Raw genomic sequence first — 10,426 nt, forward strand, 5'->3', positions numbered from 1 at the left:
TGGCTTGGCTGGGCCGGGGGGACGGTCAGGATCGGGGTGTAGCCGGTGTCTTGGGCGGGTTCGCCCACGGGTGTGCCGTCGACGGCCACCCAGGCGTGGGCGCAGAAGGGGTCGGTGCGTACCCCGGTGGCCCAGGTCGGCCAGGTTCCGAGCAGGCGGCACAGGATGACGGTGGCCAGCGAGCGGTGCAGGCAGCTACGGGGTGCGGCGCAGCGGGCGCTGACGGTGACCACGGCGGTGCGAGCAGTGGCGGCCTGGTCGGCGGTGGCTGAGGTGGCGCCGCGGCGCAGCGCCTGCAGCACGGTGGCGATGCGGTGCGGGCGGGCGCGGGCCAGGGGCCGGGCGGCGGCCACGGCCACCAGGGCGAGCAGGCGCAGCTTYAGGGACGGGCGCGGTGGGGCGTCGGCGTGGGGCATGGCGGGTCTCCCGGGCGGGCCCCGCGGGCAGCGGCGCTCCGCGGGGTCTAGTCGGACAGCAGGTGGTGTGTGCGCAAGGCGGTGAGCAGGTCGTCCACGTCGCGGTCGGCGCGTTCGGCGGCCTGGGGGTGGGCGCGGATCAGCGCGGCGGCCGCGGTGGTGGGGGTGCCATCGCGCAGCAGGGCGCGCAGGATCAGCGCTCCGGTGGCGTTGAGCTGCCAGTAGCGGCCGGTGTGCTGGTTGAGCAGCACCATGGTCTGGCCGGTGTCCACGGCGGTCACCTCCGGGCGCAAGGTGATAGCGGCCATCACCGTCCTCCCTTCTGTCAGGCGGCTACGGGGGTGGGCAGCGAGCGCAGCCAGACCTCGATCGCCACGGTCTGCAGCATCGGCGCCAGGTCAGTCAGCGGGGCCTGTGAGTGCACGGCGTGGCGCATCCGGGAGGCGTCGATCAGCCCGGCTTGGTGCAGCAGGGAGCCGTCCAGCAGGGCCAGGATCTGACCGCGCTGGCGGCGCACTGCGGCATAGAAGTCGGCGTCATAGATGCCGGTAGTGGTCCGTTGCAGGATCGCATCGGGCACCAGGCCGTCCATGGCCGCGGTCAACAGCGGTTTGTACCGCCCTGGCGTGGCGGCCTGCAGGGGCTGGACCGACAAAGCGGCCTCGACCACGGCGTCGTCGGTGAACGGCGAGGCCGTCTGCGGGCAGCCCGGCAGTGCCTGGTTGAGCTGCCGGAGGGAGTTGCCGCCTTCCCGGATTTGCTGCAGTACGCCGTGGATGGCCCGGTGGGGGGCCAGCGGCTCCGGAGCCGCGGCAGCCGCCTGGCGCAGCACGTCCTGGACGATGCCCACCGCCGCCGGGGTGGCCCAGGACGGCAGGCGCGGGACTGGCTGCCAGCCGTACCGTCCTGCGGCCTCCGGCGGGGGTGGCAGGGGCAGGTCCGCGGCGACATCGTGCAGCCAGTGCGCGAACCGGCGCCGGTCGGTCAGGGCGCGCAGCGTAGGCAGCCACCGGGCGCGCTCGTGCAGGCGCTGGCGCCGGGCCCGGCCGAGCACCTGCAGCGGCCGTCGCGCCAGCGCGTCGCGCAGATACGCCGGGGCGGGGGTGAACAGCTCATCGCCGCCGCCGCCGTCCAGATGCAGCCGGGAGCCGTGCGCGGCCATCTGCTGCCGCAGCACCGTCAGCCTGGCCCAGTCCCGCACCCAGAAGCACGGCTCGTCCGTGGCCAGCCGCAGGTCGGCAAGGCCGGCGAACCAGTCCGGCACGCTTCTGGCCGGTGCGGTCAGATGAGTGGCCCGGGGCAGGGCGGCAGCCGCGCGACCCGCCCACTCCCCGTCGTCATCACGGGGATCCTCCCCCTGCCAGTGCCAGGTCACCAGATGGGCCGGGCCCTGAGCCGCAAGAAAGCACACACTCGTGGAGTCCAACCCCCCGGACAGGTCGCAGCTAAGGGTGCCGCCCCCTGCGGTGCAGGTGTCCACCGCCTCGCGCAGCGCGGAGCGCACCCGCCCAGCCGCCACCGGCAGCGGCGTCTGCGGCTGCGGTGGCCGCCACCAGCGCACGGTCCGCCCGGCGCCGCCGGCCGGCTCCAGTACCAGGGCTTCATCGGGCCGCACCGCGCGCACCCCCTGCCACACGGTGCGCTCGTCCAGAGGATGTCCCACCGCCGGGTCCAGCAGCCGCACGGCCAGCGCCTCGAAATCCACCCCGGCACCGGCCAGCCGTGCCAGCAGATCGGCCCGGTCCCCGGCCACCGGTATCCCGGCCACCACCGTGGTGAACACCCGGCACGCGCCCGAGGCCGTCCCCCGCGCCCGCGTCCGGCCGCCTACCGAGGCCAGCAGATGAAAACTGCCCGCCACCCCGGCCACCGCGGCCTCCACCGTGGCGAGATCACGCACCCGGCCCAGCCGGCCGTGCAGCTGGCCGGCGGTCAGGCCGCACCGGCCCAGCACCGCCACCCGCACCCCACCCGCCTGGGCCAGCATCACCTGGTCCGTGCGCCACCGGCCCACCAGCCACGGCCGGCCCGAGGCATGCGCCACACACTCCACCGGCCCGTCCCGCAGCGGCTCCACCAGCCGAGCCGCCCCGTCCGCATCGGGCAGCATCACCCACCAGTTCTGCTCCATCACTCACCTCAGCACCCATCGCATCGGCACCAGATCCCTTGCGCGTCGCCCGCAGGCAACCCAGGTCGGCGGACGCCTGGCCAGGCGTCCGCCGACCCCGCCCCCAGTCCGACTAGTAACGCCAGATCCACGGGGGCCTGCCGGCGTCGAGCCGGTTGCCGTCACGCGAGCCGAACGTGACCTCGGTGAAATCACCGGCGTCCGTCAGCCGCGGCGGCTCGTAGACCTGCGGCTCTGAGTCGATGAAGAGACGCTCATCCACGACCGTCACCTCCCTTCGTGTCCTTGCGCCTCAGCACGGCACCGGCCGTGCTGCTGACACCCCTCCGACTCACCCACAACGAAAGGGGCGAAACGCAACTAATGAGAAAAATGGGGCTAGTTGGTTGAGGGTTGAAAGTGTCACGTACCGGATGCTGATCGAGTAGACGTCCCCGACGGCTCGCTGAGCGGTGAGGCACCTCCTTCAGAAGCTGTGGGGCCGACTGGCCAGAGCGGCCCACGAGCGCTCAGGCATCCACAGGGGCCGCACCTCGCTGACGGCGCGGCTTGTGTTTCGCACCGGCGCCCACGGCCCACTTCCGCGGCCGGGATGTGAGCTTTGCCTGGTGCCGTTCGTGCCATAGCGGGCCGACCTCGGCGACGAGCTCAGCGATCACCTCGACCGACAGGCCAGTGACCCTCCGGACGCCGACGAGCTGCAGTATGCGCAGCACGGATCCGGCGGGGCCGGCCAGGCGCAGCCAGCCGCCGGCCTCGGTGACGGCTTCGGATCTGCGCATCACCGGCGACACCGTCGAGGTAGTGGTGTGGGACTGTGATCCGGTGCTGCCGGTGGCCCGGGCCGCCGACGCCGGGCGGGTGGGACAGCACGGTCTGGAGATCGTCATGGCCGTCGCCCAGGGCTTCGAGGCGCAGCGGGAGCCGGTCGGCAAACGCATCACCGCCCGCATCGCTCTCATGGACGATGCCGGCGGCGCGATCGCCGGACGCCAACCCCGGTAGAACGACGCGGCCGCCCCCGATCAGACGGGGCGTGAGCCGGCGGCGCGGCGGCCAGCGCTGCCTGCAGCTCCCCGGGAAGAACATCGGGCAGCGCCGCGCCCTGGGCATGCTTTCCCTTGCTGTTTACACCAACCGTAGGAGGTCACTCGACTTCGTAGCCCCGATGTTGAGTGGGACTGGGACTGGGAGTGATGAGCGGTGGCTGAGGAGCAGAAGGCRAAGGCCAAASTGGAGCAGGCGAAGGGCAAGGCCAAGGGTGCCGYGGGCCGCGCGACGGGCGACGAAGGTCTCGCGGCTGAGGGTCAGACCAAGAAGTCGAAGGGCGACGTACGTCAGGCGAAGGAGAAGATCAAGGACGCCTTCCGGCGCTGACAGGCTGGACACGCCTCAGTGGGTCCCCTTCAGGGGGACCCACCCGCCTGCTTTCCTCACGCCCGCCCTTTCCATCAGCCTCGTCGACCGCGAGCCCGGCCCGGCAGCTTCGCGGTCCGGGCGAGGCTGAGGAAGGGGAAGGCTCCGCGGTTCCCGCCGGCGTTATCGCCGGCCGCCGGGCGGCCCTTATCGACCGGGCGGGTTCCTCAGTCTTCCTCCCCCGGAGGCATCTCCGTCTCCGCCGCCGGGTTGCCGGCATGGGACCAGTCGACCGCTGCCACCTACCTCGCCCAAGGCCGCCCCGAGCGCGAGGCGTACAGGAAGGCGCGCGCGGACATGCGGCAGATGGCCTCGCGCATCCGCCGCGCCCGCGACGCGGCAGGGAACCTGGAGCTGTGGGTGAGCGAGTTCGGGCGGTGGAGCGGCCACCCCGAATACCAGCGAGCCCGCGCCTACGCCCGACAAGCCCTGGACGACCCTGCCTACCGGGCGCTGTACCGTCAGGGCACCCGGGAGGCCCTCGCCGCGCGGATGCCCGCCGGCTGGGAGCCAACCGAGGCGCAGATCGACACCGGACTGGTCCACACCGATAAGGCCCTGCCGTTCGTTCTCAACGCCGTCGGCATCCTCAACACCTCGCAAGCGGTCACCGCCTACAGCAAACCGTCCGCGCACTTCCAGTACTTCTTCACCGAAGGCGGCACCCACCGGGCCTTCCCGGGCCAGGGCTACATCGGCCTGCGCGCACGGGAGTGACACACAGGCAGCGGAAGTTGTGCCCCGCGCGGCCCCGGGGCGGGGGGAAGGCGCTCGCCGGTGTGCGGCGGCATCCGGGTGAGGGCACCGGGCGGCCCGCGTGGCCGTACGCGCTGCGGTGAACTGTGGCGGTATGGACGAAACAGACCCGGTGCGGCGGCAGTCCGCGCTCGAGGGTGCCTACGACAGCCCGCAGACCGCCGCCTGGTACGCCGCGCGCGACGACCGCATGAACCAATTGCTGGGCCACCCCTTCGTCTTCCGCGCCCTGAACCTCGCCGGGCGACGCGGCGAGGTGCTACTCGACTACGGCTGCGGCCCGGCCACCGTCGCCGGCCACGCCGCCCGCCACTACGGAGTCCGCGTCCTGGCAGCCGACGTCTCACCCGCCATGCTGGCCCACGCCCGCAACCACCCCATCCCCCACGCCTCCTACCACCGCGTCACCGACCAACACATCCCGGACCTGCCCGACGCCTGCGCCGATGCCGCCATGTGCAACCACGTCCTGGCCCTCCTGCCCACCGAAGACGCTCTCCTGCGCGCCTTCCAGGAGATCCGCCGCCTGCTGCGCCCCGGCGCCCCCTTCGCCGCCCTGACCACAGACCCGGCCCGGGCAGGGATCCGCTACACCTGCCAGCAGATCGGCGATCCCGGCGCCGCCTACCGGCCCGGTGACACGCTGCCGGTCCGGCTGCGCTACGACRACGACACCTGGCAGACCTTCCCCAACGTCTACTGGCCCGCCGACACCTACCCACGCCTGCTGCAGCAGGCGGGCTTCACCGGCATCGGCCAGCACCACCCCACCGTCGCGCAGGCGGAAGCCGACCCCGCCACCGACCCCGCCCTGCTGCTCAGCAGCACCTGGAACGCGGAACGCACCCACCCCCCACTGCTGCTCACCACCGCACGCGCCTGAATTTACCCCGCACGCCCGCTGCTTCCATCCGCTTCCGGACAAGCGCAGAGCAAACTCCAGGACGGCGCCGGCCCTGCGCGGCAGTGCCGCCGCCGGCAGCTTCGGCGTCCGGGCGCCCTGAGCGCCGTGGGGGCCGTTCCCCAGCACCCTCCGGTCGACGGCGTGTGCAAGGACTGCCTGGAGGCGCCCGCGGCCGCGTGCGTTATCTAGGGGGCGGGGGGATCTCCCCTGGCCAAGGGCATGATCGTGGATGCAGGCATGTAAGGCACGCAGACGGAAGCCTGTACGCGGGTCGCTGACCGGCCAGCCGTTTCTGTCTTCATCCCGTGCCCGGCAGGGGCCCGCGATCGTCCCCTCAGGGTCTTGCGCACAACGCAAGCGGGGCGGGTCGGACGAGTGCAGACGCCCCCTGGCGGCGTAACTGCGCATGCGGGCTCCGGGAGTGACCGATGTGCTGGACAGGTCCCTACCGTCGACACAAGGAGACGACCAATGCGTCTACCTACCATCGCCGCAGCCGCAGCTTTGGCGGGTGCCCTCTCGATCGGGGTGGGCACAACAGCCGCTCATGCCGAACCCGACCCGCCCTTCTCCACCGAGGAATCCAGCATTCTCGATAATCAAGGGAGCGACGAGGGCGTTGACGTTGTCACCCTTGACGACATCATCCTCCGTCCCATCATCCTCACTTGGGAGGAGGAAGGCTGAGGAACCCGCCGGTCGATAGGGGCCGCCCGGCGGCGCGTCGATACCGCCGGCGGGAACCGCGGAGCCTTCCCCTTCCCCAGCCTCGCCCGGACCGCGAAAGCGCCGGGCCACCGGGTGGGGAGGGGGGAAGGCTCCGCGGTTGCCGTGCAGGGCGGCCGTCTCGGATCCCCGGCCGGGATCGCGCGTCCGTCTTCGAGCGTCGGCGTACGTGCCTGACGAGCCCTCGGGTGCTTGTGAGGCAGGTTCGAAAGGCGCCACTGACCTCACATGCCTGGACAGCCCGGCACCCGTTGCCGGTGGAGGCCCGATCCGGTCACCTGGCCGCGCACCGCGCAGAGGGTCCGTGCCGGCTGCGTCCGGCCGTGAGGCGATTCTGCACGCGGTGTTGGTGTGTACCTCAAGCACGTCCGGCCGGGAGAGGATCATGTTGAGGTAGCCCTGGATGCCGCTGAGGCACCTCTTGTTGGGGTGCTCCACGGGGTGGGGAGCTTTCGACGAACTCATGAGGCAGGTGATGAGCATGGCTTGCAGAATCTGCTGTGTCGGTGTCGCCCAGTCGAGTTGGACCCGGCGGGACCGGGTCCGTGGGGTCGCCCGGGCGTCGATGTAGAGCAGTTCCTCGCATGCACGACGGATCGCGAGATCGTTCGTGTGGGGTGACATGACGTCCTTCAGCGGCAGGACTGCCCGGGCAGCGGCCGACTGACGGAGAGCACGCTGGAGAATGGGGTTCCGCGGGGGACCGGGCATCACACCCTTGAGGCCGACCGCCTGTCCGCCCGGGCGAACCGCAAGCCTTGGGGCTGTCCCAGCCCTTGTGCACAAGGTACGAGCCCGTCGCTTCTTCGGCGAGCAACGACACGCCGGCCTATGACGCTCGTGACGATTGCGCACAGCCAATGGGCGCACAAGTCCGGGAAGTTTGGCGCCATCTAGCCTCCAGTGGGAAACGCCGCCCTGTGGGTCAGCTACCAGGTGGGAGGCAGACTCAGCCCAGGCGGCAGAGGAGATCCGCTCGACGGCAGGCCGTCCGGGACTGTCCCCGAAGCACCGTTGAAGGTGACCGTGCCGCCGGTGAACCTCGACGTGCTGAAGGTGACCTGTCCGCCCACGAACGTCGCCCCGCTGAAGGTGACCGTGCCGCCGGTGAACCGTGCATTGCTGAAGGTGACCTGGCCGTCGGAGAACGTCGCATACTCGAAGTCGACCTGCCCGTCGGAGAACTCCGCCCCGCCGAAGTCGACCTGGCCGCCGGAGAACGTCGCCCACTCGAAGGTGACCTGGGCGCCGGAGAACTTCGCCCCTCCGATGCCGGTCCGGCCGCCGAATGTGACCTGGCCGCCGGAGAACGTCGCCCCGCCGAAGTCGACCTGGCCGCCGGAGAACGTCGCCCTGCCGATGCCGACCCGGCCGCCGAAGTCGACCTGGCCGCCGGAGAACGTGGCCTCGCCGAAGTCCACCTGTCCGCCCACGAACGTCGCCCCGCCGAAGTCGACCCGGCCGCCGGAGAACGTCGCCCTGGTGAAGTCGACCTGGCCGTTGGGGAACCTCGCTGCCACGAAGCTGAGCGTGCCGTCGGAGACTGTGATACCGGAGAAGTCTCCGCCGTCGAAGGTGACGCCGGTGAAGTCGAAGTCGTGCCCCTGCCAGGAGTGCGGGTGTGGGTGCGACAGGCGGAGGTGGTCGCGGATGAGCCGGATGACGGTGTGCCGCACTTCTCGCAGGGCCAGGTAGGTGTGCCGGGCTCCCGCGTCGTCCGCCGGGAGGTCGGCTTCGGCGGTGTAGGGCAGGCGGAGGTAGGCGCACAGGACGTCGATGCAGGTCTGGCGGAGCTCGCGGTTGGGGGCGTCGTCGGCGAGGCCGGCCAAGGCGTGCACGCCGCCGAGGCGGACCGCGGCGGAGTCTTCGCCGAGCTGGGAGACGGCTGTGGTGAAGCGCTCGGTGTGCAGGCGGGTGGCGTCGCGCAGGGCGCCGTCCTCGTCGACCCGCTGGCGTCGGTAGGCCACGACCAGAGCGACCAGAGCTCCGGCTCCGGCGACCACTCCGAAGGAGAGCTTGACCAGGTCGAAGAGCGTCTTGGAGTCGATGCGGTGCTCGGGCTTGAGTTCCCGGGCGCCGAGCAGGTCCCACCCGGCGAAGAACACGCTGGCGGCGATAGCGATCGCGGTGACGAAGGCCAGGGGCAGGACGATCCAGACGTGCCACAGGCGCAGGCCGCGCCGTTCAGCCCGGCGCCGGGGCATGAAGAGTCTCACGATCAACAGGACAGCCCGGCACCCGTTGCCGGTTGCGGCCCGTTCCGGTCAAGTGGCCGCGCACCCGCGCGTGGAGGGTTCGTGCCGACTGCGTCCGGGACGAACCGGGAAGCAGCTTCCCGCGCGGTTACGCCGTCGCCCAGTCGAGTCCGAGACGGCCAGCACGTGGTGCCCAAAAGGGGTATTTCGGATCAGGAGTGGATGGGCTGACCTGCGCTTATCAGTCCAGTATGGGGGCGAGGTGAGCTACGACGTCGGCAAGGTCTGCTGGTCGGGCCGGACGTTTTCCATAGCGAGCGAAGAGCCCGTCGGTCTCGAGGGGGACTCGGTCGGAGGACGCCGCGTCGAGAGCGTCGGTGACCGTGCTGGGCCCGTCGCTCTCAGAGATCCCGCTGTCGTTGGGATGAGTGAGACTGTCCACGTGTCCACGGTCGGTCTTCTCGTCGCGATTTCCCCATGGTTGGTCCTGGTTGGGATGCTTCTGTTCCTCATTCCTGGACCGGTTCAGCGCTGGGGCCTGGGGGTGTTGGAGCACTTAGACGGTGTCCTATGTGGCGCTGGCTCGTTGAATGGGTCATGGGGCGGGGTACGTGGAGTTGGATTGTTCCGGACGGGCTGTGGGAGATCGCGGAGCCGCTGATTCCGCCGTCGAAGGTGCGGCCGCAGGGCGGGGGGACGCAGGACACCCCTGATGAGACGTTGTTCGCGGCCATCATCTATGTGCTGGTCAGTGGCTGTGCCTGGCGGGCGCTGCCACCGTGCTTCGGCATCTCGAAGTCCACAGCCCACCGCCGGTTCCTCATCTGGTCCAGGGCCGGCGTCTGGGGCCGCCTGCACGAAGCGGTGCTGCACCTGCTCGACGACGCCGGCCTGGTCGACGTCACCCGGGTTGTCCTCGACTCCGCCCACGTCAGGGCTAAAAAGGGGGCGAACACACAGGTTCGAGCCCCGTGGACTGGGGCAAGCCGGGTTCCAAGATGCACGTCCTGTCGGACGCGAACGGACTGCCCCCTGGTCGTCGGCGTCTCGGCCGCCAACGTCCACGACAGCGAAGCACTGAAGCCCATGGTCGAGGGTCACCAAATGAGACACGACCCCCACCGCGGCCGCTACTTCAAGCCCCAACGCCTGCATGCAGACAAGGCGTACGACATTCCCCACCTGCGGAAATGGTTACACGGCAAGCGCATCGGCGTGCGCATCGCCCGCAAGGGCATCGAGTCCAGCGAACGGCTGGGCCGTCGCCGTTGGGTGATCGAGCGCACGGTCTCCTGGCTGTCCGGCTACCGCAGACTCAGCCCCGCTACGAACGCCATCCACGCAACTACCTGGCCTTTCTCGGCCTCGCTGCGGCCCTGTGCTGCTACAAACGACTGCTCCGCCTCACCACGTAGGACACCGTCTTAGGACGCGGCCATCAAAACCGTGGTCGTCGGCTTGCCTGGCTGGCTGGCTGAGCAGTTGGCCGCGGTTCACGAGGGCGTCGGTGGCCGCGTGCAGTTGCTCAGTGGCGAGGTCTGCCAGGCGCGGGTTTTTTGTGGACGCGGTTGGCGATGTGGTGCAGGGTCCTAGGTGTGCTGTTCGGACAGGTTGGTGACGCGGCTGGCTGGTGTTTGGCCGCTGATGCCGGTGTGGGGTCGGTGGTAGTTGTACCAGTCCAGCCAGTCGGGAAACGCTGTCTGTCGTTCGGTGTCTGAGGTGTAGGGCCGCTGGTAGGCCCATTCATCGAGCAGGGTGCGGTGGAAGCGCTCGACCTTGCCGTTCGTCTGCGGACGCCAGGGCCGGGTCCAGCGCGGGCCGATGCCCAGCTCACGGCAGGTGTCCCGCCAGGTGTTCTTGGTGTAGGCCCAGGCATTGTCGG

11 protein-coding genes and 1 pseudogene are annotated in these 10,426 nt (G+C 70.6%); 6 read left to right on the top strand and 6 right to left on the bottom strand.

What is annotated here, in order from left to right; all coding sequences use genetic code 11:
• The 4 genes from CA983_RS33460 to CA983_RS45430 all read right to left on the bottom strand — a co-directional run.
• The coding region (locus CA983_RS33460) for a lasso peptide biosynthesis B2 protein (RefSeq protein WP_107500306.1) at positions 1-416 on the bottom strand (416 nt) is incomplete at its 3' end.
• Between the two features lie 47 nt (positions 417-463).
• Entirely contained in the window at positions 464-724 is a 261-nt protein-coding gene (locus CA983_RS33465) for a lasso peptide biosynthesis PqqD family chaperone (RefSeq protein ID WP_086604539.1), read from the bottom strand.
• Positions 725-741: 17 nt separating this feature from the next.
• Positions 742-2,547, bottom strand: a complete 1,806-nt coding sequence (locus CA983_RS33470; protein ID WP_086604540.1) for an asparagine synthase-related protein — start codon at positions 2,545-2,547, stop codon at positions 742-744.
• 112 nt (positions 2,548-2,659) lie between these two features.
• A complete protein-coding gene (locus CA983_RS45430) occupies positions 2,660-2,809 on the bottom strand; it encodes a lasso RiPP family leader peptide-containing protein (RefSeq protein WP_158101917.1) in 150 nt (49 codons plus the stop codon).
• A gap of 509 nt (positions 2,810-3,318) precedes the next feature.
• Here CA983_RS45430 and CA983_RS33480 point away from each other — a divergent pair.
• The 5 genes and pseudogenes from CA983_RS33480 to CA983_RS33500 all read left to right on the top strand — a co-directional run.
• Positions 3,319-3,552 (top strand): annotated as a pseudogene (locus CA983_RS33480) (ATP-binding protein); the annotation flags it as partial.
• A 198-nt stretch (positions 3,553-3,750) separates the two neighbouring features.
• On the top strand, positions 3,751-3,924 hold the full coding sequence (locus CA983_RS33485) for a CsbD family protein (protein ID WP_086604543.1): 174 nt from the start codon (positions 3,751-3,753) through the stop codon (positions 3,922-3,924).
• A gap of 249 nt (positions 3,925-4,173) precedes the next feature.
• Positions 4,174-4,680, top strand: coding sequence for a tRNA-dependent cyclodipeptide synthase (locus CA983_RS33490; protein ID WP_158101918.1), 507 nt, complete (start codon positions 4,174-4,176; stop codon positions 4,678-4,680).
• Between the two features lie 133 nt (positions 4,681-4,813).
• Complete coding sequence (locus tag CA983_RS33495; RefSeq protein ID WP_086604545.1) at positions 4,814-5,602, top strand: class I SAM-dependent methyltransferase; 789 nt, start codon at positions 4,814-4,816, stop codon at positions 5,600-5,602.
• A 492-nt stretch (positions 5,603-6,094) separates the two neighbouring features.
• Positions 6,095-6,310, top strand: a complete 216-nt coding sequence (locus CA983_RS33500; protein WP_086604546.1) for a hypothetical protein — start codon at positions 6,095-6,097, stop codon at positions 6,308-6,310.
• 968 nt (positions 6,311-7,278) lie between these two features.
• On the opposite strand, the gene CA983_RS33505 is transcribed toward CA983_RS33500, so the two are convergent.
• On the bottom strand, positions 7,279-8,565 hold the full coding sequence (locus CA983_RS33505) for a pentapeptide repeat-containing protein (protein ID WP_341866712.1): 1,287 nt from the start codon (positions 8,563-8,565) through the stop codon (positions 7,279-7,281).
• Between the two features lie 549 nt (positions 8,566-9,114).
• Here CA983_RS33505 and CA983_RS45445 point away from each other — a divergent pair.
• Positions 9,115-9,972: an IS5 family transposase gene (locus tag CA983_RS45445; RefSeq protein WP_244207205.1), complete on the top strand. Its 858-nt coding sequence runs from the start codon at positions 9,115-9,117 to the stop codon at positions 9,970-9,972.
• 161 nt (positions 9,973-10,133) lie between these two features.
• Here the strand turns inward: CA983_RS45445 and CA983_RS33530 are convergent.
• Positions 10,134-10,426 (bottom strand): integrase core domain-containing protein (locus CA983_RS33530; RefSeq protein ID WP_143645614.1); only part of this gene is annotated, 293 nt, incomplete at its 5' end.

This window comes from Streptomyces swartbergensis (assembly GCF_002148965.1).
GTDB classification, from domain to species: Bacteria; Actinomycetota; Actinomycetes; order Streptomycetales; family Streptomycetaceae; genus Streptomyces; species Streptomyces swartbergensis.

What these genes read in the sequence shown, in the direction of transcription:
- CA983_RS33500 (WP_086604546.1), top strand. Translation starts at nt 6,095, where the DNA reads ATGCGTCTACCTACCATCGCCGCAGCCGCAGCTTTGGCGGGTGCCCTC.
- CA983_RS33465 (WP_086604539.1), bottom strand. Translation starts at nt 724, where the DNA reads ATGGCCGCTATCACCTTGCGCCCGGAGGTGACCGCCGTGGACACCGGC.
- CA983_RS33470 (WP_086604540.1), bottom strand. Translation starts at nt 2,547, where the DNA reads ATGGAGCAGAACTGGTGGGTGATGCTGCCCGATGCGGACGGGGCGGCT.
- CA983_RS45445 (WP_244207205.1), top strand. Translation starts at nt 9,115, where the DNA reads ATGTGGCGCTGGCTCGTTGAATGGGTCATGGGGCGGGGTACGTGGAGT.